This is a genomic window from Carboxylicivirga longa (genome assembly GCF_050589825.1).
Classification (GTDB): Bacteria; Bacteroidota; Bacteroidia; order Bacteroidales; family Marinilabiliaceae; genus Carboxylicivirga; species Carboxylicivirga longa.
In genome coordinates, this window is sequence record NZ_JBNGOZ010000023.1 from 1 (window position 1) to 24,714 (window position 24,714).

The window sequence follows — 24,714 nt, forward strand, 5'->3', positions numbered from 1 at the left end:
ACTTCTTTTATTTTGGCGGTATCCATGGCATTTTCTCATTAAGTTACAAAATTAAAACGCTATTGTAAACTACAGCCATAATCTTTTGCAAAGGACTAATAATAAGTGTTAAGGGCGTTCTAAACTCATGCGAAATATTCGTGAAAAACTGCAGTTTCATTTGGTTCACTTCTGTTATCTTGTGCTTCTCCAGGCGCTCGAGTCTTAACTGTTGCTGCGTTTTAATCCGTTCTTTTAAAAGCACATAAGCTGTGTAAAACATTGATATTAAAACAACAAAATATCCCAAATATGCCCAATATGTTTCCCACCATGGAGGCTTCACCTCAATGTCGAGAGTTGCCAATGAATTACTATCCACTTCACCATCAATAGCAGCTCTTACCTTAAACACGTATTTACCAGGTGTGATATTTGAATAATATGCACTGCGGCTAGCTTCACTTAAACGCCAATCATCATCATAACCATCAAGCTTAAATTCATAGCTTATCTTATTGCCATTAATATAGTTAATCGCTGTAAAGGCAATGGTAAATACATTTTGATCATGCGCCAACTTAATGTTTGTTGTATGGTTTAAGCTATGTTCCAGCAGTCTGGATTCATCGCCTGGGATAATAACATTGTTAAATAAACTAAAGCGCGTAAATATGACCTGATTATCAAACGCTGTATCTTGAATATTTGCCGGATCAAATATGGTAATGCCGTTAATACCCCCAAAAAGTAACTCGCCGGTACTCGCTTTGCAGAAGGAGTAATTATTAAATTGAGTATCCTGAATCCCATCATCCTTATCGTAGATAATAAATCGTTTTGTCCGTGGGTTGTAACAGGCTAAACCTCCGTTGGTCGACACCCACATCAAACCCTTATCGTCTTCTAAAATACCGTATACAAAACTGTTAGGCAGCCCTTCATCCACCGATATTTCCACGAAATTGCGCTCAATCTCGTCAAAAATGCATAAGCCATTGCGGGTACCTATCCAGATTCTTCCTTTACTATCCTCATAAACACAGGTTATTTCATTACCGGGCAAAACATTGCTAGAATTTGATTCATTGACAAATGTCTCAAACGCATTTCGGTCGGGGTAAAAAATATTAACCCCCTCAAAGGTGCCAATCCAAATTCGCCCCCGTGAATCTTCAAGCAAATACGAGATCTGATCGGAGGTTAAGCGTTGGCCGTTGCTATCGATATAATAGGGAGTAAACGTCTGGCTTTGCTCGTTAAACTGATTCAGGCCTTTCCACGTTCCTACCCAAATCCGGTTTTTTGTATCTTTCAACAGGGCGTATACATTATCATCTGAAATATCGCCAACAGCTCCACCAGCTCTAAAAACTAGGTTTTGTTTTGTATGGATATCGTAATAATTTAAGCCTGCATTGTGTGTTCCAATTAGCAGCTTGCCAGGCTCACCATATTCTATCGACTTCAGGTTGTTGGTACTAAGGGTATTGGACTTTTTCTCATCGTGTCGAATCACGGCAATGGATTTGCGTTGCCTATCCCAGTAATTTAATCCATCATCGTTGGTTAAAATCCAGAAATTACCCTTTTCATCCTCCTTTATGGCACTTACCACATTGTCGCTTAACGACAGGGCTCCTCCATTCTGGTTTAAAATATCAAATTTAATATTGGACTGATGATAATAGTTAACGCCTCCAAAAAAAGTACCTAACCATACCCCCCCATTTTTGTCTTTAAAAATCGAACGAACAGAATTTTGACTTAAAGAATAAGGACGGTCAAATTCCTCGGCGTAGTTAAAAAAAGTATTCGACTGAACATTTAGAATACTTAAACCTACAAAGGTACCAATCCACAATTGGCCATTCTCATCGAAACAAAGTGAACGCACATTGTCATTACATAAAGTATTTTCCTTGTAGACGCTATGCTGATAATGATCTATTAATTTAAAATCGGCAGCCACATGAAAAACGCCTTCACCCTCAGTGCCTAGCCAATAGGAGCCATCTACATCCTTAACAATAGCCCTTACAGGTGCATCCATCCCTGGCAGTTGTATGCGGTCTAAATTCAAACTTACTTCATCGAGCTGAAACAGTCCACTTTCAGTGCCAATTAGTAAATAGTTATCGGCTGCATACAAAGTACCAATATTTGTTCCAACGGTACTATCTGACCATTGCAGCTTCAGCTCTTCAAACTTGTCAGATGCAGCTTTATACCGAAATAACTTTCCATTATAAGAAGCGGCCCATAAGTCGCCTGACTGAGTTTGAACGATACTGGTGATGTATCTCCCTTTCTTTTGCTGAAAAAGGGGATAGTTAGTAAATTCTTCGGTGCGTTCGTTATATTTACTAACGCCGTTATTACCACCAATCCAAACCAAACCTGCTCGATCGACGAACAAGGAACGAATATAGTTCGACGATACCGTTGAGTGTACGTCGTCCCCTCTGAAAACTTTGAATTCGTATCCATCGTACCGATTGAGACCATCTTGCGTGGCCAGCCAGATATAGCCGGTTGAATCTTGTGTAATTGAAAAAACAGTACTATGAGAAAGTCCGTCTTTATTGGTAATGTTCTTAAACAACACTTTCCGGTCATTGGCCTGAGCAATAAAACAAAACCCTATCAAGACTAATTGCACACACCTCTTTATCAGCATACTCATTTTCGTTTCTATTTACGGCGTTACACTCTATTGTATAAATTACAAAAGGAGAATACCCAAAAGTATTCTCCTTAACATCAAAATCAAACCATATTATTAATAAAACTAGGAACCATAGCCCGGATTTTGTTGTTCTAAGCCATTATTCACATCCATATCTCTTTGAGGAATTGGATATAGCTGATGTTTTCCATCGACAAAATTATCCATGGCCGGGTAAGGGTATTTTTCGCGTATGGCTTTGGCAGCAGCTCCCGCTTCCTGAATTTTTTCGTTCAACAGATTCCAACGAATTAAATCCCATTTACGCCATCCTTCATAACAAAGCTCCCAGGCTCTTTCTTGCACCATGTTTTCCCGAAAATCGCTTTGCGAAATACTTTCATCCCAAGGATCTAAATCGGCACGTTGTCGCACAAGACGAACAGCTCCAAAAGCATCGGCCATTGTTAAGTTACCGGGCAAGTCATTACGGCACTCATTAATGGCTTCGGCGTACATTAACAACACATCGGCATAGCGTAACAACACCCAGTTAACATCTGTTTCATTAGTAAATTCGGGCGAGCTTGCATTCCATTCTCTTCGCCATTTACCTGGGAATATTTTATGGTAATTACTTTTTTTGGTATCGTAATACTTTCTGCTATTGTCCGCCTTGACTTCGTATGGAGCAATGGCTACATCACGTCGTGCATCATCTAGCGAAAAGGTTTCATAAAAAGGCCACATAGCATTGATAAAGGCATTGGCTCGCCCGTAACTACTCTTTGCATCTGTTTTTGGACCAATGTATGTCGAAATAAAACCTCCATTTTCAGCATTGATACCCATGGGCGCAAAGGCTATTTCAAACATGCTCTCCATGGGTTCAACTTTTCCCTCGGCATAATTGCGAAATACCTGTTCATAATCGTAATTCAACAGGTGTTCCCCCGATCGAATAATAGTATCTGCCTCTAGTGCAGCTCTCTTAAAGTATTCCAGGTAGTTATCAGGTCGCGTAATACTACCATCGAGCTGCAAGGAATAACCAGCTCTACCCATTAGAACTCTCACCAAGTATCCACGTGCAGCCCCTTGATTAACCCTTTCGTTTTGTGGTGCCTCCGAAGCCCATGGCAGTTTAGCTTTAGCATATTCTAAATCCTTTATAATCTGGTCGTAAATGACCGAACGATTTGTACGTGTAACATGTAAATCTTCGTTAACTGATGTAGGTTCTGTTGTAAAAGGTACATCGCCCCACATTCGAACTAAATCGAAATAGACCAGTGCCCTTAAAAATTTTGCTTCTCCGATATACTGCTCCAGAACAAGTTTTTCTTCATCTGTCCCATCCGTATACTGACTCATCTTGCTAATACCGTCAATGGCGTAATTAGCACGCTCAATAATAACATAATAGTCGCGCCAGGCTCGTTCAAACATGGCAACCGAGGGATGCCCCGTGTAATGTCCAACTGAACGTTTACTCCCATCATCGCCTGTACCTCTAATTTGTGAGATATCCGTATCGCATGGGAAAATTGCAGATACAACTTGACCATATAAATTAGTGGTCCCTAGTAAATCATATACGCCAATAACGGCCATATTAGCCTGCTCTGTACTTTCAAAGAACGTATTACTGGAATAAAACGATTGTGGTTCTTCGTGTAGCAAATCTTCGCATGATGTGAAAGACACTGCACCCAACACTATTAATACAAGTGCTATATATGAACTTTTTATATTTTGCATTTTTCTGATTTGTTAGTGATTAAAAACTTAGGTTCATACCAAATACATATGATTTGTTACGCGGATATGCACCGAAATCAACACCTGGTGTAATACCTGTTCTATTTTTGGTACTCACCTCAGGATCGAAGCCTGAATAGTTGGTAAATGTATACAGGTTGTTAGCTGTGAAGTAAACCCGACATTTATTAACCCTTACCTTGTTTAACCATTTCTTTGGCAAATTATAGCCAAGTGAGATATTACTAATGCGTAAGAACGAGGCATCTTCAATGCCCCAAGAATGGGCTCTCATTCCATTCAGGTTTAGCTCATCAATACGGGCTACATTTGCTCCTTTATTCATTTCTGCCAACTGCGCAGGATCGCTTACGGCAAAACCATTTTCATCAATATTTGACCAGCGGTTAGTAACAACTGCCAATGCGTTACGGTTACTACGGTCTCCAGCCGAATTAAACAGTTTACTGGCATTATACACATCGTTGCCCCACGACCAGTTAAGAAATACACTTAAATCTATGTTTTTGTACGAGAATGTATTGGTTAATCCACCAAAGTGTATCGGGTTAGCATTACCAATTACTTTTCTGTCATTTGTATCTATAACTCCATCAGGTATAGGATTACCGTCCTCATCATGATCACCTGCTATATCCCTATATTTCCAGCTACCAGGTTGAGCCGGATTATTGGGATCATCGGCAATACCTTCCTTAAGTGCATAAGTGCCATTTACAGCATCATAATTAAAATCCTCAACGCGGTAAATCCCTTCGGTTTCCCAACCATACATTTGCCCAACGGGGTCGCCTACGCGTACAATATAGTCACCTGTAATATTGGAGTTCCAGCCTGAATCGAATAAGAAATATTCCTGATCACCAACCAATGATGTCACTTTATTTTTATTGAACGAGATATTAAAATCACTGGTCCACGTAAAGTTTTTGCTTTGTATATTAACTGTTGACAGGATAAATTCCATTCCCTGATTTTCCGTTGCGCCAATATTCATCACTCTATTAGCATAACCTGATGAATAAGGAATAGTAGCATTTAACAGCAAGTCAGATACTTTGTTTTGATAAAACTCACCTGTGAATTGAATTCGCTGATTAAAGAATCCCATCTCTAAACCAAAGTTCATAGTTGTGGTCGTTTCCCACTTAAGATTAGGATTGGCTAATCGATCTGGTTCAACCCCAATGACGGAAGTGCCGTTTAAAGGATAAGTAATACCGCTAAGTGTTGATAAGGAGTTGTAATCACCAATACGATTATTACCGGCCTCACCATATCCGAATCTAAGCTTTAGGTTTGAAAAAACATTCAAATCTTTGATAAATGGTTCTTCATTAGCCCTCCAGGCAATTGAGGCAGCAGGGAAATACCCCCATTTGTTGTCAGCACCGAATTTAGATGAACCATCAGCACGATAGGTTACCGTCATTAGGTAACGTTGCCGGTAGCTATAAAAAGCACGCCCAAAAAATGAAATCAGCGTATTATCATACTCGTATGAAGCAGGTACATCTGGCGTGGCACCTAAAGAAAGATCTGCCAAACCGATGTCGTCATTTGGAAAACCAGATGCTCCTGCTCGGAACCAACGTGCTTTGCGATAATTATTTTCATTTCCTACCGTTAAATCAATACGGTGCTTATTAAATTTGTTTTTATATTTTAACAAGTTCGTGTTATTGTAGGATGCGATCTCATCGTTACGCAGCGATCCTTGTATGCTGTTACGTTTTGCAGTAATTGAACGCTCACCGTCAAATATTTCTGTACGCCGGTTTTCATCTCTAAACCCTCCGCTTACCTTGGCAAAAAAGTTAGGTAAAACTTCATATTGCATACTGGCATTCATAGACAAAATCTTGCGCTGGTACGAGCGATGTTCAGCATGTGCAGAGGCAATAGGGTTTTGCATCACGTTACCGTTCTCATCTTCCAATATGGGGTCTTCATCCATATTGATTAAATCTTCGTCCTCACCCTTTATACCAATGGTTGGACGGTATTGAATCACATGCGACAAACGATTAAAGCGGTCGTTACCTGTTGAAGTTCCATTCCCATATTTCTCCTGGCGCGTATAATTAATATTGGTAGAAATATCCAGTTTATCATTGGGCGTTAAATTTAGTTTTAGTTTCGCATTATCACGATTAAAGCCACTGGCTACCATCAAACCTTCATCATCGAAGTGTGAATAAGCCAAGTTATAACGTGCCGATTTTGTACCACCGGTTACGCTTACCTTATAGTTCTGAATGTATGCATTGTCACCGAGCGTTTCATCCTGCCAATCTATGCCAGGTCGATTGGTGTATAACTCCTCATGCTGCTCCCAAAATCCATAGATGTTAGCGTGGCTTCTGTATGCGTCTGTTGGAATGGGCATGCCATTTGCGTCAATGCCACTATAAGGATCACCCAGTGTCTCACGTTCGTAATCCATTCTTACGAAATCGTATGGACTCATCACATCCAAGCGATTGCTTAGTTGTTTAATGCCGTAATATGCATCGAAGTTAACCGTCGTCTTTTTTACGGTACTCCCTTTGGTGGTTACCACAACCACCCCATTGGCACCGCGCGCGCCATAAATAGCCGTAGAGGAGGCATCTTTAAGAATGTCAATTGATTCAATATCTGACGGATCCAAGGCTGACAATCCATCCTCAGATGGGAAGCCATCAACAACATAAAGAGGTTCATTACTTTGAGTAATTGAACCACCTCCACGCACACGAATAGAAATACCAGCTCCTGGTTCTCCTTCTGAGGTAGTAATTTGTACACCGGCCACACGACCTGCCATGGCTTGTGCCACATTGGCCACAGGCATCTTTTCCATGTCAACTACATTAACAGATGCAATGGCTCCTGTTAAGTCTTTTTTCTTCATGCCTCCATAGCCAATAGCAACCACCTCATCCAACTGAGCGAATTCGGTTTTAAGAATGACATTGATAACATCTTGTTTGCCAACAACTATTTCTTGATCATCAAAACCAATAAAAGAAAACACTAAAACATCTTGCAATGCATTATTGACCGTGAGTGTATATTCACCATTAATGTTTGTGATTGTCCCCCTGGTGGTGCCTTTGATAAGAACATTAACCCCAGGCAATTTCTCGCCGAGCTCATCCATTACTGTTCCTCTGACAGTTTTCTGTTGAGCTATGGAATAAGCCGAACACAAAAGCCCCATCATTAGAAATAAAATTTGAACACCTATCTTTTTCATAAAACGTTGGATTAAAATTTTCATCCAAAAATACATTTAGCCTTATGTCTCATGCTTCGCTTTTCGTTAATTCGCTCTAAGACTATGTTGAAAGGCTGTTAAAATCGTTGAAAACAATTTCAAAATCGTCGAATTAGCACCTCTCGGTACATTTAGACTAATTACTTTGTTAAAAAAACTGCACAAAGAAATTGATTTTGTAAGAACCAGAAGTATCGAATACGATCATTTTAAAAAAGAGCATAAGTAAACATTTGGCTGAGCATACGTTAATAATTACATCAAACAGCCCCCTTCCTTTCGAGGCCATCATGTTACAGCGATTTTGAAGCACCACTAGTCAAATGAATACGGGTCAACCAGTATGCAATACATCAATAATAGACGGCAGCTCCAGGCAAGTTGTCAATCAGCTCATCCACTCTTATGCCATCTTCAGTTTTTTCTATTACCAGCGTGCTACCTTTGGTCTGACGCGAATAGCTTACTTTATCAAACAACACATTGCCATTTCCAAAACTGACACAAGCCTTATTCCTTTTTTTCATGTCTAATTGTGCGGGCTGATTAACATTTAACTCGGCGTTTATTAACCAGTCATTAAGCTCGATTACTCCATCATTTCTCACCTTTAACTTCTTAAAGCGTTTTGACTTTGGTCCAACCTGAATAATAGCCAGGTATCTTGTGCTACTGCATTTTGATGTTTTGGCAACTCCATGCCAATGGTTGTTAAATTCTATGCCTCTTTTAGAGCCATTACCCAACCAATCATCAGCAGCAGCAAAAAATGTATCTGTCACCGAAAATTTCAGGTTGTCGTTGCTAAATAATCGACACAATGCTTTACCAGTTCTGTTTTCGGTTAGGAAGCTATTGTCTTTCTGCTCTATTACATCGCGTCCATTCAAAAGCCACGACCACTCCACTGGCTCATCAGCTTCCAGTTCATCGTAAATGACAATTATATTATCATCCAACATACTAATATGCCTTCTGAATATATTAACGCCCGGATGACCAAACCCATTTTCTTCTGTTATTTCAATATTCCACTTGTCAAACTGCTTCACAAAAAAGTCGCGCAATAGCTGGCCTGAATAAGCATTTGAAGCATCGCCTAACGCGTAAGAAAAGTATTGACCAGTTGCAAAACGGGCAACCCACCCATATGAAGCGGGTGTCATAGTTTGCCCTATTCCATTGGCCAATATAGAATTGTGGGCTCGGGTATGGCGGTAGCTCAATGCTGAGTGTGGATCGACAAAACTCGAGTAATAGCCGGTTTTAAAAAACAGTGGTTCACCGCCGTATTGAATATTAAAGGCATTTTGACTAGCATGAGCATGGCCGGTAAGGCCATAGGGCGATGAACGAAACAGCACCATTAAATTATCACTAAATTTCTGCAAGTTAGAATTCATAGATACCATTCCTACATCAGGAAAAATGGCTGTCCTCTCTGGTATAATGGATTTCTGACGCCTATTTTCATTGGCCATCATCATTGCAAACCAATAGATATTTCCATCATCTGAGAGCGATATCAAATCAAGCGGTGATTGATTATCAGATAACGGCACCCCTTCAGCTAATTGAGAATAGAGGTACCCATAAGGATCACCTGTAATGGCTGAAAGAGCTCTAACATAACTCAGGTTATTCTCTCGCTTCAGCTCTGCTAAATCACCAAACCCTCCAGCCACATGACCTATGGGTGAGGTATAATACATATATTTTGGCGAATTCTGGTACCATGGAACTTGAAAGTAATCTACCCCTGTTAGGCGACTCAGGATAACCGCAAAAGTTACCAGCGACTCGGTGTTGGCAGAGAAGTAACCATTATCAGGTACCCAACCCCCATCATTACGACTACCTATAGGCGCCCTCATCGACCAAACTTCGTAAACGTACCAAAGCCATTTGTCGGCCTCGGGCGTATGGTTTATGAGCGCAAGGCTGGTCATAAAAAAATGTCTGAAATGATGCTGCCATAAATGGTTATCAATAGCAAAAACCTCTCCTCTATGCAGTATATGGTGATAAGATTCTTCTTGCTTCTCTGTCAGATACGATATAATCTCAAGTCTTTCATTTGCTGATAGGTAATCGTAAAAAACATCAAACATTTGCGTGGTAATATTGATGTAAAATCCTTCTGTAAAATCATTATAGGCACCAGCCTCCAGAATCATAGCATATTGACGTTTCAAGTATGTATACCTCCTTCGTGCCTCTTCCTTATAACGCATATCTTCGGTTAACAGCCAGGCTTTTAGAATACTGTCAAAAGCACGAGCCTGACTACGGTATTTTTCTTTTGTGCGCTTACTTAAAAACCTTCTATAGTCCTTATCATTTAGCTGCTTTTTTTTAGTACTTAGCACCTTTTGGTTATTATAAACTAATGTGGCAGGTAGCCGCTTACCAACTAGTTTTTCGCTCTGCTCCAAAAAAGTAATTAACCCAGGTAAACTCATATCAAATGCCCCTACTTGCTCCTGAGAACAATAAATTCGTGGGTGCTTGTTGCCTATCCTGTCTTTTAAGGTCGCAAAGGGAGGAATAACAAAATCGCGCTCCTGACCACTCACCTCAAATCGAATTGGTTCTGACCACAATTGCTCTCCGCTTATTTTATGAATACTCCCATATTGCCAATACCAATACCCTTTTGCCAACTTTACATGCGGATTATAAAGTGTCCATTCCTTAACCGGTGAAGTTATCGTTGAAGAGTCAGCAAATGTTAAATCATGCGAGAGACGACACTGATAGAGATACTCTGAGTCAAAGCTATAAGTATTATATCCACTTTTACTTTTCACCACAGGTGACCAATAAAACCATGGCGCATTCACCTCAATCTTACCACTCCGAGGAGCAGCCTCGAATCGCATCAGAGGCATTAATTCCTCTTTCTGAATAACCTGCCGTGCTTTTTGAGCCCAAGTTGTAATACTGAAGACGACTATTATTAATATGGCAATACCCCGATAGGAATGGATTAAGTTCATTTTCAGTTGATTTAAAATTAGGCTCCCAAAATATAAAAATCATATAGCCCATACATTTCCGAATCACTACTTTCCCTTTAATGCAGTTGAATGTGTAATTTCTTCCCATACAGCAAATATCAAGTATAAAATAAGCTAAGCCTTTTTATAATAAAAGAGCTAATCACCAAGCTCTACAATGCTAACTATCAATACTCAACGAGCTATATACGATGAAATTTAGAATGGAGACATTCAACTAAAGTAAAATGATTTTCAACAAAAGTATAAGCTAGGAGCCATTTTTAGAAAGCTTATGGATAATCACAAAACACAAGACGAGTCATCTGCAATATGTTTGCAATACTAAAATCGAAAGAGAAAACAATAAATAATTAAACACAGATGAATCGACTATTTTTACACTTATCCAGGTACATTTTAATTGCGATTGTATTAATGGCCTGTCAAAAGCCTCCAACCGACCAGTGGCTCAACCATGCAGTTAAAACAGCAGAACAGCAACTAGTGTTAGCGGCAGAACATTATACACCTGAGCATAACCCTCGCTCGGTTTATCCGAATGGAGATGTTCGCTTGTGTCATTTACAAGATTGGACTGTTGGTTTTTTCCCCGGAACACTCTGGTATGGCTACGAATTAAGTGCCAACGATCAATTAAAGGATGAAGCCATAAAATACACCGAAGCCTTAGACTCGATTAAGCACATAACTCATACACACGACTTAGGTTTTATGCTTTACTGCTCCTACGGTAATGCCTACCGCTTAACAAAAAATGAGGCCTACAAGAATGTTTTATTACACGGTGCGCAGTCATTGATTTCGCGATATAATAAAACCGTAGGCTGCATTCGCTCATGGGATTTTGACGAATGGCAATATCCGGTCATCGTTGATAATATGATGAATCTGGAATACCTAATGTGGACTAGCAATACTTCCAATGATAAAGTCTACTCAGACATTGCCACATCGCACGCTGATATAACCATGGCTAATCATTTCAGAGAGGATTACAGTTCGTATCATGTGGTAAGTTATGATACAATAACTGGAAAACCCTTAGAAAAACACACCCACCAGGGGTACTCGCATGAATCATCATGGGCCAGAGGACAAGCCTGGGGCGTATACGGATATACCATGATGTATCGCTTCACAAAAGACCCGGCTTACTTGCAGATGGCGACCAATATCGCTGATTTTATCATGAACCTGGAAACCATGCCTGCCGATTTGATTCCCTACTGGGATTATAATGCGCCAAACATCCCCAATGCACCGCGCGACGCCTCAGCTGCTGCGATAACAGCCAGTGCCTTACTTGAATTATCAAAATACACTACTGGCGGTGAGAAGTACTTTGAATATGCAGAGAATGTTCTGAAGAGCTTATCCTCGCCAGCCTACCTGGCTGAAGCAGGAACCAATAACTTCTTTGTACTAAAACATAGTGTTGGCGCCCTACCCAATAATTCGGAGGTAGACACGCCAATTAACTACGCCGACTATTATTACCTGGAAGCTATACTACGCTATCAATCAATGAAAAAATAACGGCTACATTCATATGCTAAGATACAGAACAATACTAGGTTTATTGCTTGTTGTTGCTTTCCCATTTATGATGAAAGCACAGCAGGCAATTGCTGTTTTTGACCTGATAGACCTTGATTATCCAGGCTTAGAAAACGTTAAAACACAAGTAAGGGCTAAAAATTACGATAAAGCTCAGGAAGAACTACTCGCTTACTACCGTCAGCGAACATCTATCCAACACCCGGAGGTAAACAGAGCTGACCGTGACAAATTTTCCAATAAAAAGCTGAGTGGCGCCACCCTGGAAAAAGCCAATAAGGGTATGCAACACCAGTTTTTTGTGCACAAAGGTTATGGCTACTTCGATTATGGCGATACGATCAATTGGCAATATTGGCCAGTAAAAGATAATGAAGTCCGCTGGCAATTGCACCGCATGTATTGGTGGATTCCAATGGGACAAGCCTATTGGTCGACCGGTGATGAAGCCTATGCCAAAGAATGGGTATGGCAAATGCGCGACTGGATAAAAGATAATCCCAGAGGCTTATCGAAAGAAAACGATCGCTTTGCCTGGCGTCAGCTGGAAACAGCCCGACGGGTGCAGGATCAGACTAACCTGTTTAACTACTTTATTGATTCCCGTCATTTCACTAGCGATTTCTTAATCGAGTTTTTGTATAACTACCATGTGCATGCCGAACGTGTGCGAGAAAAATACTCCGAACGTGGCAACCACCTTTTGTTTGAAGCACAACGCATGATATATGGCGGTGGCTTTTTTCCCGAATTTAAAAATGCTTCGGTTTGGCGTAAAGAAGGGATTGCTATCCTTAACAAAGAAATAAACAAACAAGTATACCCCGATGGCTTACAATATGAGCTATCATTGAATTATCATGTTGCGGCCATCAATATCTTTTTAAAAGCCTATTACATGGCACAGTTATGTAACATGGCTAATGAATTTCCACCAAGCTATGCCTTGGCGATTGAAAAGATGATAATGGCCACTGTTAACACCTCTTTCCCTGACCATACATATCCGATGTTCAGCGATGCTAAAAAAGAATCGAAGCGTAACATGCTAAAGAATTACAAAATCTGGGCACAGGTATTCCCGGACAACGAGATCATCCGTTATTATGCCACAGAAGGTAAAGAAGGGATAGCACCACAACACCTATCAAAAGCGCTTAAGAATGGTGGATTTTATACCTTCCGCAATGGCTGGCATGATGGATCAACCGTAATGGTATTAAAAGCTTCGCCGCCCGCATTCTGGCACAGCCAACCAGATAACGGCACGTTTGAACTATGGGTAAATGGCCGCAATTTTATGCCAGACGCAGGCTGTTATGTTTACGGTGGTGATGCTGAAATTATGAAGTTACGTAACTGGTACCGTCAAAGCAAAGTACATCAAACATTAACGCTCGACAACAAAGACATTACGGTTAATGCCAACCTTATCGAGTGGTCGACCTCTTCAGACCTTGATAAATTGGTCTATCAAAACCCCAGCTACGAGGATTTAACCCATCAGCGTAACGTCTTCTTTGTCGATCAATCCTTTTTTGTCATCGTTGATAAAGCGATAGGCAAAGGGACCGGTCAAATTGATCTACATTATCAGCTGGTAGAAGGGGAAGCTGACATTAAGCTAAAACACAATAGTGCCTGTACGACCTTCAAAGATGGCAACAACGTATTTATTCAATGTTTTGCCAATAGTCCCATGCAAATGATTGAAGAGGAAGGAAAAGTATCCTATGCCTACCGCAAGGAAATACCACGTCCGGCCTTCGCATTCAGGCAACAAAAAAAAAATGGCAACAACACGCAATACATCACAATCATTTACCCTTTCAGTGGCCACAAACCACCAAAGGTAAAGGCTGCCTTTACTACTACTTCGGAAGGAAAGCAGCAAGTTGAGATAGTGGTAAATAAAGAAAAACACCGGTTAGAAATATAAGATACAATGAATAAAAGCTTGAAACATTATTTACTGGTATTGCTTATCGTAATTCTCTGCACACCGCAATCGTCTAATGCACAAGGCCTCTGTAAGGAGGAGGCCCCTGGATGGGTGCACAAGGCCTTTGATGTAATCGAAAAACAGGCCGATGGCATGCTAAAAGAGGTGAAAAGAACACAGTTAACACCGCGCTCAATAGAACGGGGTTTACGTCCATCAAAAGACTGGACAAGTGGATTTTACCCTGGTATCCTTTGGTATTTATACGAATACACCGGTAAAGCTCATTGGCAAAAAGAAGCTGCCACGGTTACAGCCTATCTGGAAAAAGAGCAATACAGTAATCATGATCACGACATCGGGTTTCGTATTTATTGCAGCTATGGCAATGGTTACCTGTTAACCGGCGAAGAGCAATATAAGGCAGCAGTGGTGAATGCCGCAAAGGCACTCTGCACACGTTTCAGCGAAAAAACACAAAGCATTATGTCGTGGAACCCCAACAAAGAACGCGACTGGAAATATCCGGTTATCATCGATAACATGATGAATCTGGAACTGCTGTTTGAAGCCACTCGTTTTTCTGGCGACCAGTCATTTACTGACATCGCCACTAAGCATGCATTGCAGACTATGAAATTTCATTATCGTGCTGATTATTCATGTCCACATGTGGTGGATTACGATGCCGAAACAGGCGCTTTTCGGCGCATGGACTATAACAATGGTTTCAGCGATCCGAAAACGGCAGCCTGGAGTCGGGGCCAATCCTGGGGCTTATATGGTTTTACATTAATGTTCCGCGAAACAGGAGAAGCACAATATCTCAGCTTTGCAGAAAACATTGCTGAGTTTTTATTGAGTCATCCGAACATGCCGGAAGACATGGTGCCCTACTGGGATTACCATGCACCTAAAATACCAACCATGCGCGATGCATCAGCAGCGGCCATTATGGCATCTGCCTTGTTGGAATTAAGCACTTACACTGATAATGGCAAGCGTTACTATAAAGCAGCCGAGAAAATTCTGACCAGCTTATCGTCTGAGCAATACCTGGCACAACCAGGCACCAATGGTCATTTCGTTATCAAGCATGCCACTGGCAATTACTTGAATGGCAGCGAGGTAGATGGTACATTAATTTATGCCGATTACTATTATGCCGAGGCCCTGCTTCGTTATATCAAGCTGAATAATAACCAATCGCTTTTCTCGTATGATCCACGTCAGTAAACACTTCATATCTGCGTTCTGCCTGGTTATAAGCCTGCTAAATGGTATAGATCTAGCTATGGCAAAAGCACCGGTAAACAAGAATAAACCCAACATCATTATTTTATTTGCCGATGATTTAGGGTATGGCGATTTAGCTTGTTACGGCTCAAAGGGGATTAAAACACCGCACCTCGATCAGATGGCAGAGGATGGCATGCGCTTCACTGATTTTTATGTGTCTGCCGCATCCTGCACGCCATCGCGCGCTTCACTGATGACGGGTGTTTATGCTGCCAGGATTGGGCTGGAAAAAGTAGTGGATGATTTATCGACGACCGGTTTAAGCGCAGCTGAATTAACCATTGCCGACTACCTGAAACAAGATGGGTACAAAACCGCCATATTTGGAAAATGGCACCTGGGACACCACCCAGAGTTTATGCCCCGTCAGCATGGCTTCGATGAGTTCTTTGGTATTCCCTATTCGATGGATATGTGGCCATTTCACCCAAAACCATCACATCACTACCCGGCCATTCCGCTTTACCACAACGAAGAGGTGATAGAGTATAATCCGAATGTTAATACACTCACACAGCGCTTAACACACAAAACCATCGACTTTATTAAATCACATAAAGACCAGCCCTTTTTTGTGTATGTGCCATACCCTCTGCCCCATGTACCATTGGGTGCTTCTGAGCAATTCAGAGGTAAATCAAAAGCCGGTTTATACGGCGATGCAGTCATGGAGATCGACTGGTCAGCAGGGCAGATAGTAAAAGTGCTTAAAGATTTAAAAATCGAAGAGAACACATTGCTGCTCTTCTCGTCCGATAACGGGCCTTGGCTATCCTACGGTAATCATGGGGGCAGTGCTGGTCAGCTCAGAGAAGGTAAAGGCACCACTTTCGATGGGGGCCATCGGGTACCCTTTATTGCACAAATGCCAGGCACCATCCCTGCTGGCTCTACCTGTAGGGAGCTGGCATCAACGCTCGATCTGTTACCAACAATTTTGGAAATAACCAATCAAACACTGCATCAACCGGTTGATGGCAAGAGCATTTATCCACTACTCACCACCCCATTAGCCAACACGCCTTACGAAGCCTTCTTTTTTATGAATGGTCGCCGTGTAGAAGCTATCAGGGCCGGTAAGTGGAAATTACATGTACCGCATCGCTACCGTATTGTGGAAACACCTGGACACGATGGACAACCAGGTAACCAAAATAACCACGGCGGTTCCATCGGCCTGGCACTTTACAATATTGAAAAAGATAAGGCGGAAAAAAACAATGTGGCCCAGCAACATCCAGATGTAGTTAAGCGATTGACACAGCTTATACTGGATTTCGAATACGACATACTAAAAAACAGCAGGGCAGCTGGTTCTGTAAAATAAGGATATGGTCAATATTAAATTTTCACATACTAGATTGATACAGGTGGTTTGTATTGTTTGCCTGGCAGCCATTCACTTTGGCTGCCGGCAAAGTAATACGACAATTCAGCAGCCCAACATCATTTTTATCATGTCTGATGATCATGCTACCAATGCCATCTCAGCCTATGGTTCGCATTTAGCAGAGGTAGCGCCAACTCCCAATATCGATAGACTGGCCAAGGAAGGGGTTTTGTTGACGAACTGTTATGCCAATAATTCTATTTGCACGCCCAGCCGGGCAAGCATATTAACCGGACAATACAGTCATACTAATGGAGTACGTACCCTTAGTGATCAACTGGACACAGCGACAGTGCACATTGCGCATCATTTACGCCGCGGGGGCTACAGAACTGCCCTCATCGGTAAGTGGCACCTTCACTCCGAACCACAAGGTTTTGACTATTGGAACGTATTGCCCGACCAGGGGTTATATTTCAATCCTGAATTTATAGAAAAAGGCCTTGACGAAAATACGGACTTCCATCACCGACAAGTGCAAACTCACGAAGGGTATGTCAGCGATGTGATTACAGACCTTTCGCTTAATTGGCTAAAGGAGCAACCCAAAGACAAGCCGTTTATGCTAATGATGCATCATAAAGCTCCTCATGCCTTATGGGAATATCACCCTAAATATAAAGACTTGTTTGATGGCATTGAGATACCTGAGCCAACTTCGCTCTTTGAAGATATGAGTCACCGCTCTATAGCTACACGCGAAGTAGGCAATACTTTAATGCGATTAGCCAAGCGAATGAGCGGACAAATAAAAGTTTCGTCTGTGCACGATTATAGTGAATGGCCAACCGGTAAGCTTCATATTGAAGGCCTAAGTGAGAAGGAAGTGGTTAAGGCCACTTATCAAAAGTACCTGAAAGACTACCTCCGCACCGTAGCATCGGTGGATGAAAGCGTTGGGCGTATTATTGATTATCTGGATGAGAACGGTTTGACTGACAATACCATTGTCATCTACACATCCGACCAGGGTATGTTCCTTGGCGAACATCAATACCTTGATAAACGCTGGATTTTTGAGGAAGCAATCAAGATGCCGTTTCTGATGCGCTATCCTGGTTCTTTAAAACCAAAAACAGAAATAAAGGAGCTGATATCGAACGTTGACTTTGCACCTACCTTACTTGATTTCGCAGGCATTGAAGTACCGGAAGAAATGCAAGGCCGAAGTTTTAAACCTTTACTTGAAGGTCAGGCCATTCACAACTGGCCAACGGCAGTTTATTACCGTTACTGGATGCACCGTTCAACTACACCTGCTCACTATGGTATCCGCACTAATGATTATAAACTGATTTTCTACTATGCACTCAACCTGGATGCCAATAATTACGGGCATCCGGATTCGACGCCCGGATGGGAACTATATGATTTAAGAAACGATCCTCTGGAAATGAATAATGTGTATCACCAACCAGAATATCAGGACGTAATTACTGAGTTAAAAAAGCAGCTAAGCCAGATGAAAGCAAAAATTGGCGATACCGACAATCAGTATACTGAGTTAAAACAACGATTGAATACAACTAAATAATTAACACAATGAAAAACTTTAGAAAACTAGCAATTGCAATCGGCTGTCTGGTGATGACGATAAATGCCATGGCACAAGATGCTAAAACCTTACCGTATAAAGCTGCCTGGGCAACCGATCTTGAAGACTGGCAGGTAATTGACAATAAATACCAATCAAAAACCTGGCAATGGAAGAGTGCGGAAACATTGACGATTACTGATAGTAAACGTGCTAACGACGACTGGTTAATCTCACCAGCCATCAACTGTTCTGGTAAAGGTGCTAAAAAGGTATGGCTAAACGCCGCTTGGAACAAAGCACAATCATCCAACATAAGCCTTTACTATTCAACCAATTTTGAAGGCAATGTAGAGGCGGCAGAATGGATCTTAATAGAAGAAAATATCATTCCGGATTCACACCCTTTTGGATTTAAATGGGCGGCGTATTACACATATAGTAAAAAGCTAAAATTTAGTGCCCCGAAGGTACATTTTGCCATCCGCTATCAACCTCATAACGAGGCGGGAGAAAGGCAAAACGAAATCCGCATTCGTCGCTTTAAAGTACTTGGGAAATAAACTTAAATCTTAAATTAAATCTATTATTATGAAAACAATTACCAAAGTTAAACAACTTTTAGTGCTTGCAGTAATCGTCGCAAGCACAATGGGTGTAAGCCATGCCCAAACAACCATGTACAGTACCAACTGGAATGATGGCTATGAAAACTGGATGGTAAGCAGTGCTACCTCAGGAACAGTTCAGTGGGATAACAGAGGGGGCGGTGATGGCATTCAGGCCACCAACACACAAGATACACAAAGTGAAGAATGGATCGTATCACCTGAATTTGATTTTTCAAATGGTTCAACTTTTACCTTAAGTTTTGTTGCAGCTCAGGCCGATAATGGGTCACCAGCGGGTAAATTAGATGTGTACTATACCGAAAACTGGGGGAGCGATGGAACCGGCGCTACCTGGACTTCTTTAGAATTAGATATAACTAATGGCTATTCAGTAGGCTGGAATGGTGGAGCGGGTTATGTGTCTTCATCATATGTAATGCCAAGTACTTCAGCAACCGTACGTATTGCATTTAAGTACACTTCAGAGGGATGGACCGACCCGAACAATACTCCCGAGGACAACACAGATGATGAGAATCGCAATCGCATTCGTGTCAAAGACCTAACGCTTACAACATCTGGTTCCGTTACCGAATGGCCTTTACCATATGCAGCAGCATGGGCAAATGATTTGGAAGATTGGACTGTCGTTAGTAATGTTCATGCAACAAAAGAATGGGCTTATAAGGCGGCAGCAACAGTGTTTATGACTGATGGAAAAAGAGACCAGGATGATTGGCTTATTTCACCAAAAGTAATATGCTCGAGTTCAAAACAAAAACAAATTTCATTCTTAGCTGGCTGGAAAAACTTCCAATCTTCAAATATTTCACTTTATTATTCGACTGATTATGATGGCGACCAGGCTGCTGCCACCTGGATTAAGATAAGTGAGAATATTATTCCAGATACACATGGTTTTGGTTTTGCTACTTCTTTATTATACAGCTATAGCCATACAATGGACTTACAAGCCGATGCCGTAACTTTTGCCATTCAATATGCACCGTATAAAGCATATGGTGATAGCCAAAATGAAATCCGCATCAAAAATTTTAAAGTGGAAGAAGCCACACCTACTAACCTAAATGACAAGGAGCTTTTAGCTGTTGAAGTTTATCCAAACCCAACTCGCGACATGCTCAATATTAGTATTGATGGTAAGGCGCATGCAGAGATTTACAATTTAGCTGGCCAGCTGGTTAAAAAGGCACCTATCAACAACAAGCAAGTTAATGTGTCGGAGCTAACTGTTGGACAGTACATTATCATGGTAAAACAAGACGAAAAAGTTTCTGTTACCAAATTCATAAAAAAGTAAATAATCAACAATGAGAAAAAGGCTTCCCCAAAGGGAGGCCTTTGCTCTTTTAACAAGATGCGTATGAAACGAAGTGCCTTGATATTTATAATCATCCTTTCCGCATTCACCTCTGTATCGGTATTATCGCAGGAATACAACTACCTATCCACCTTATCGCAACGCTCCAAACCCGGGCGACTCAAATTAGATAACTCAGGTGCTTTGTTTGTTACTCATCCACTCGCACACCAGGTGTTAAAAATAGCCATAGCCGATGGCAGCCTGCTGGCTGAAATAGGTGAAGCCAATACAGCTGGAAATACCAATACCCTGCTGAATAATCCTTCCGATGTTGATATTGATGAATCAGGCAACATCTACATTGCCGATAAAGGCAACCAGCGAATTGTTAAATACGATGCCTCCCATGCCTACATAGGAGAGATAGCGCTCTCTCTCAAAGCACCTGAAAGCATTACCATTGGACCTGATGGTAAACTATACATCTGCTACTCCGGTGATGAAAAAGGTTTACTCATTTACAATGGTACCTCATTAGAAAGTACCATCACCACCTTATCAACCGATAAGTTTCGCGACCCTAAAAAAGTAAGGTTTACTGCCAATGGCCAACTGTATATAGTAGACCGAAATACTGGTCTTATAAAAGTTTCTTCCTTCGCAGGCAATCAGGCCGTTGTCAGCCAAATTATTAAAAAAGAAAATGGTTCAGCCATTATTGTTAAAAATGAAGACTGCGCTTTTTCTTCGCAAGGTTCTTTAATAGTAACCAGTAACGAAGACAAGGTAACAGCCGGTTTATATCAAGGCTTGTACCGTTTTAACGTGCAAGGAGTGTTTGTTGATCGAATAGGTACAACGGGCGCCAGCAGCAACAACAATGGTTTTAATGCCCCTGTTGGCATTGATATTGACAACCACGACAATCTATACATCGCCGATTACAATAATAACCGCATACAGGTGTGGCAAGCAACCGACATACAAGCCCCCCACTTTCTATCCTTTAAATTAAACAACAATACAACGCAAGAGGTTAACTTTTCCTTGTCTTTGAATGAAACAGGCATGGTGTATGGACTTATTCAGGAAGCGACACTTTCGCCCCCTGAAGTTGCGCAAATCATCAACCCGGCACCAGGCGATATTGCCTTTAGCCTTAACTACACAACGCCACTCGAACCATTATCTCATAAGCAAACAGACCTCTTGGAAGGTAAAAACTATTGCATTTACTACGTTGCTGTAGACGATGCAGGCAATACCTCTGAACGAAAGGCTTCGGAATCTTTTTCAACTGCTGCGCATATTAAGCACTTAATTAACACAGCTAAAGAATCAAACCAGGTTCAGCTATTATTAAATGCCTCCCTAAGCGGCCAGGTCTGGTACGTTGTAGAACCCTATACCGGACAAGCACCTGGCTACGAAACCGGTGAACAAATAAAAAATGCACCATCCAGTTTAAACATCCCCTATCCTACGGCAACCACTGATTACACTTTTGACATAACGGGTTTAACGGCCGCATCAAACTATCGCATCTCATTATATATCGAAGACGGAAGTGGTCTTTCAACACCCGTAAAGCATTATATTTTCAGCACCTTCAACACCTTTGAAACCATGCTGAATAACTACCGCCAATGGTGTGTTGGCAATGCCTCGGCCGACTACAGCGAATCCTTACTTTTTGCTCGTTACCAGGCGATATATGCAAGCGGAGAATTAGCAATAGCTAACTTACCCAGTTACGATGTGAATAACCCGGGAGAAACATATGATTTAGTTAATAACCGCGACCACATCAATCACATACGGGAATTAATCCGAGAAACCTTATTTCCACTGGCTTTGCTTTACAATGTGCCAGGCCCGGTGAATGAACCTAATCCGTATTTTAAAAATCCAGCCACAGAGCAACAATTAATCGATTTATTCAACTACCTGATTTCCCGCGGATTTACTGAAGGTTGTAAGAGTGAATTCAAAGGTGGTGGTGTCTATCTAGGCCTCACCGGTTACTTTTATGCCGCTATGCTGATGAAGCAAGAACTGGATAAAGCCAATCTATTGGAAATGGTTAGCAAAAATATGCAATGGTGGACCCGCTGGAATTTAATTGAACTCACGACTCAACCCTGGACTTACGAACAAAAATCCGCATTAAAGCAAGCCGATTTTGTCAGAACATTCTACAATAACCACTTGATGACCATATTAACAATGCCCGATTCAGAATTAGATAAACCAGCCCAAATGTCTTTGCTGGCTGATGTGTACAACGAGGCCTGTGAAATATCGTATGGCTGGGGTGGTTTTATTAAACCCGACTATACCGGTTATCATCACCACGGCATTTGGGGCAACGCCTACATTACAGAAGCCCTACACGTAACTGCGCAAATGAGCATGATTGTAAAAGAGACACCTTATGCATTTAGCTCTTCAGCTATTGATAACTTAAGCCAGGCCATGCTTGCCTATCGCTTTTATTGTAACACATACGATAATCCAATTGGAATTAGCGGACGATTCCCCACCAACCAAGGCGATTTGTTGCTGCACACACCAGCCTTTGCTTACCTGGTTGAAACAAATAATGGCAACTTTAACGCAGAACTGAAAAGGGCCTTTAAACGACTGATGAATGCACCACAAAATCATCTACTAAACACCCTGGCGACAGATGTAAAATCATCTATCCAATTTAGAGGTGGTCTGGGGGGCTTGCAACAAAGCATTCTATTGGCTTCTAACACAAATACTGAAACAGCACCAGAAGGCAACCGTGTATTTCCCTATGGCAACATGCAAATTCATCGCCGTAATAATTGGATGGTAAGTGTAAAAGGGTTTAGCAAATATGTGTGGGACTACGAAAGCAACGGCGAACAAAACTGGTTTGGGCGCAATCAGTCCGCAGGGGCCTTAGAGGTTTTCGCCTCTACAGATCCGGAATCGGGAACTGTAACTGCCGAAGCCAGTGGTTGGATGGAAAATGGCTACGACTGGAATCATGTTGCGGGCACTACCACCTTTGTCCTGCCTAACTGGACCGACCATGACAAGGATTACATCTGGGCCAAATTCTCGCCAGAGTATTTTGTGGGAGGTGTTTCACATCAGCAACAAAATGGGGTGTTTGCACTGAAGTATGTGGATGTTAGGGAAACCGCCTGGGTACAGCGTGACTATAAATTAACTGCCAATAAATCGTACTTCTTTTTCGATGATCAGGTAGTTTGCTTAGGCTCAAACATTAATTCTATTCACCCAAGCTACGAAACGCATACAACCTTATTCCAGAATTATTTACACGATATTAATTCAACTTCTACAATTAACGGCGCAGAAAATACAGGGCTTGGGCTCAACTATGCTCACCCTGACAATACATCGGTAACGATGACTGATGTAACAGGCAATGCTTATTTTCTGCGGGATGGGGCACAGTTGAATGTAACCCGTTCCATGCAATCATCGCGCGATAACCGCGACACTAAAGATACACAGGGTAATTACATCAAAGCCTGGATAAATCATGGCTTGCCTAAAGCTGCAGCCTACGAATACCTGGTATGGGTGCAGGCACCCCAAGGCAGCATCGAACAAGTGGCAGCCAATCCAGATGCTTTCTACACAGTAGAGCAAAAAGATGCAGTGGCTCATATTGTCACGCACCATCAAAAAAATATGACCGGATATGCCATATTTAAAGCCAATGAGGTGATTAATAAAAAACACATTTTCTCAACGGATAACGACTGTTTGATAATGGCAGATGAATCAGTAGCCAACAAACTAACTTTTAGTATTGCTCACCCAGATTTGGGCTGGCTGGATAAAGAGCAAAGCCTCTACCAGGTATGGAGTGTAAAAGATAATAACCGCTGGCTACAACCCGTTGCACAACCAGTTGAGGTAACCTTAAACGGACTATGGGCATTAAGCAGCCCCCATGCTTCTGTTGCGTTGATAAATTACGATACGGCTAACAAACGCACTACCTTTCTGTTTAGTTGCTTCAATGGCGAAAGCATTGATGTGGAATTACTGGACGAAACAGTCACATCGATCGATAACACCACAGCAGATAAAGCGGTACATATTTTTCCAAACCCTGCCAAAGGTGTTTTTACGATTGACTTGTTGGATGCGGTGGAGCAAATGGAAATTATTGACGCTAGCGGCAAGAGCATTGCCAACTTTAGGAATTTGAAACAAGGTCAGCACACTATTACTAATCAGCTTTCAAGTGGCACCTATTTGGTGCGTTTATCTAACAACACTTCATTCTCTACCCATAAACTCATTATTTTATAAGCGCTAGAAAGTCAATC

Annotated in this window: 12 protein-coding genes; 8 read left to right on the forward strand and 4 right to left on the reverse strand. The window is 41.6% G+C overall.

What is annotated here, in order from left to right:
• Positions 1–43: 43 nt before the first annotated feature.
• The 4 genes from ACRD7A_RS16130 to ACRD7A_RS16145 all read right to left on the reverse strand — a co-directional run bounded on the left by ACRD7A_RS16130 (position 44) and on the right by ACRD7A_RS16145 (position 10,690).
• Entirely contained in the window at positions 44–2,665 is a 2,622-nt protein-coding gene (locus tag ACRD7A_RS16130; RefSeq protein WP_430812235.1) for a ligand-binding sensor domain-containing protein, read from the reverse strand.
• Positions 2,666–2,770: 105 nt separating this feature from the next.
• Entirely contained in the window at positions 2,771–4,408 is a 1,638-nt protein-coding gene (locus ACRD7A_RS16135; RefSeq protein ID WP_430812236.1) for a RagB/SusD family nutrient uptake outer membrane protein, read from the reverse strand.
• A 19-nt stretch (positions 4,409–4,427) separates the two neighbouring features.
• The gene (locus ACRD7A_RS16140) at positions 4,428–7,694 is read right to left on the reverse strand and encodes a SusC/RagA family TonB-linked outer membrane protein (RefSeq protein ID WP_430817955.1); all 3,267 of its coding nucleotides are present in this window, start codon (positions 7,692–7,694) and stop codon (positions 4,428–4,430) included.
• A 350-nt stretch (positions 7,695–8,044) separates the two neighbouring features.
• The gene (locus ACRD7A_RS16145) at positions 8,045–10,690 is read right to left on the reverse strand and encodes a DUF4962 domain-containing protein (RefSeq protein ID WP_430812238.1); all 2,646 of its coding nucleotides are present in this window, start codon (positions 10,688–10,690) and stop codon (positions 8,045–8,047) included.
• Between the two features lie 384 nt (positions 10,691–11,074).
• On the opposite strand from ACRD7A_RS16145, the gene ACRD7A_RS16150 reads away from it, so the two are divergent.
• The 8 genes from ACRD7A_RS16150 (at position 11,075) to ACRD7A_RS16185 (ending at position 24,697) form a co-directional block, all read left to right on the forward strand.
• Positions 11,075–12,250 (forward strand): glycoside hydrolase family 88 protein, encoded by a 1,176-nt coding sequence (locus tag ACRD7A_RS16150; RefSeq protein ID WP_430812239.1) that lies wholly within the window; start codon positions 11,075–11,077, stop codon positions 12,248–12,250.
• 13 nt (positions 12,251–12,263) lie between these two features.
• The gene (gene hepC, locus ACRD7A_RS16155; RefSeq protein WP_430812240.1) at positions 12,264–14,210 is read left to right on the forward strand and encodes a heparin-sulfate lyase HepC; all 1,947 of its coding nucleotides are present in this window, start codon (positions 12,264–12,266) and stop codon (positions 14,208–14,210) included.
• Between the two features lie 6 nt (positions 14,211–14,216).
• Complete coding sequence (locus ACRD7A_RS16160) at positions 14,217–15,449, forward strand: glycoside hydrolase family 88 protein (RefSeq protein WP_430812241.1); 1,233 nt, start codon at positions 14,217–14,219, stop codon at positions 15,447–15,449.
• A gap of 58 nt (positions 15,450–15,507) precedes the next feature.
• Entirely contained in the window at positions 15,508–16,839 is a 1,332-nt protein-coding gene (locus tag ACRD7A_RS16165; RefSeq protein ID WP_430812242.1) for a sulfatase family protein, read from the forward strand.
• 4 nt (positions 16,840–16,843) lie between these two features.
• Positions 16,844–18,436: a sulfatase family protein gene (locus tag ACRD7A_RS16170; protein WP_430812243.1), complete on the forward strand. Its 1,593-nt coding sequence runs from the start codon at positions 16,844–16,846 to the stop codon at positions 18,434–18,436.
• Between the two features lie 8 nt (positions 18,437–18,444).
• The gene (locus tag ACRD7A_RS16175; protein ID WP_430812244.1) at positions 18,445–18,999 is read left to right on the forward strand and encodes a choice-of-anchor J domain-containing protein; all 555 of its coding nucleotides are present in this window, start codon (positions 18,445–18,447) and stop codon (positions 18,997–18,999) included.
• A gap of 28 nt (positions 19,000–19,027) precedes the next feature.
• Positions 19,028–20,368 carry a choice-of-anchor J domain-containing protein gene (locus ACRD7A_RS16180; RefSeq protein WP_430812245.1) on the forward strand — a complete coding sequence of 447 codons (1,341 nt, stop codon included), beginning with the start codon at positions 19,028–19,030 and terminating at the stop codon, positions 20,366–20,368.
• Positions 20,369–20,431: 63 nt separating this feature from the next.
• Positions 20,432–24,697, forward strand: coding sequence for a polysaccharide lyase family 8 super-sandwich domain-containing protein (locus ACRD7A_RS16185; protein WP_430812246.1), 4,266 nt, complete (start codon positions 20,432–20,434; stop codon positions 24,695–24,697).
• Positions 24,698–24,714: the final 17 nt, after the last annotated feature.

What these genes read in the sequence shown, in the direction of transcription:
- ACRD7A_RS16180 (WP_430812245.1), top strand. Translation starts at nt 19,028, where the DNA reads ATGAAAACAATTACCAAAGTTAAACAACTTTTAGTGCTTGCAGTAATC.
- ACRD7A_RS16135 (WP_430812236.1), bottom strand. Translation starts at nt 4,408, where the DNA reads ATGCAAAATATAAAAAGTTCATATATAGCACTTGTATTAATAGTGTTG.
- ACRD7A_RS16145 (WP_430812238.1), bottom strand. Translation starts at nt 10,690, where the DNA reads ATGAACTTAATCCATTCCTATCGGGGTATTGCCATATTAATAATAGTC.
- ACRD7A_RS16175 (WP_430812244.1), top strand. Translation starts at nt 18,445, where the DNA reads ATGAAAAACTTTAGAAAACTAGCAATTGCAATCGGCTGTCTGGTGATG.
- ACRD7A_RS16160 (WP_430812241.1), top strand. Translation starts at nt 14,217, where the DNA reads ATGAATAAAAGCTTGAAACATTATTTACTGGTATTGCTTATCGTAATT.
- ACRD7A_RS16185 (WP_430812246.1), top strand. Translation starts at nt 20,432, where the DNA reads ATGAAACGAAGTGCCTTGATATTTATAATCATCCTTTCCGCATTCACC.
- ACRD7A_RS16150 (WP_430812239.1), top strand. Translation starts at nt 11,075, where the DNA reads ATGAATCGACTATTTTTACACTTATCCAGGTACATTTTAATTGCGATT.
- ACRD7A_RS16170 (WP_430812243.1), top strand. Translation starts at nt 16,844, where the DNA reads ATGGTCAATATTAAATTTTCACATACTAGATTGATACAGGTGGTTTGT.
- hepC (WP_430812240.1), top strand. Translation starts at nt 12,264, where the DNA reads ATGCTAAGATACAGAACAATACTAGGTTTATTGCTTGTTGTTGCTTTC.
- ACRD7A_RS16140 (WP_430817955.1), bottom strand. Translation starts at nt 7,694, where the DNA reads ATGAAAATTTTAATCCAACGTTTTATGAAAAAGATAGGTGTTCAAATT.
- ACRD7A_RS16165 (WP_430812242.1), top strand. Translation starts at nt 15,508, where the DNA reads ATGGCAAAAGCACCGGTAAACAAGAATAAACCCAACATCATTATTTTA.
- ACRD7A_RS16130 (WP_430812235.1), bottom strand. Translation starts at nt 2,665, where the DNA reads ATGAGTATGCTGATAAAGAGGTGTGTGCAATTAGTCTTGATAGGGTTT.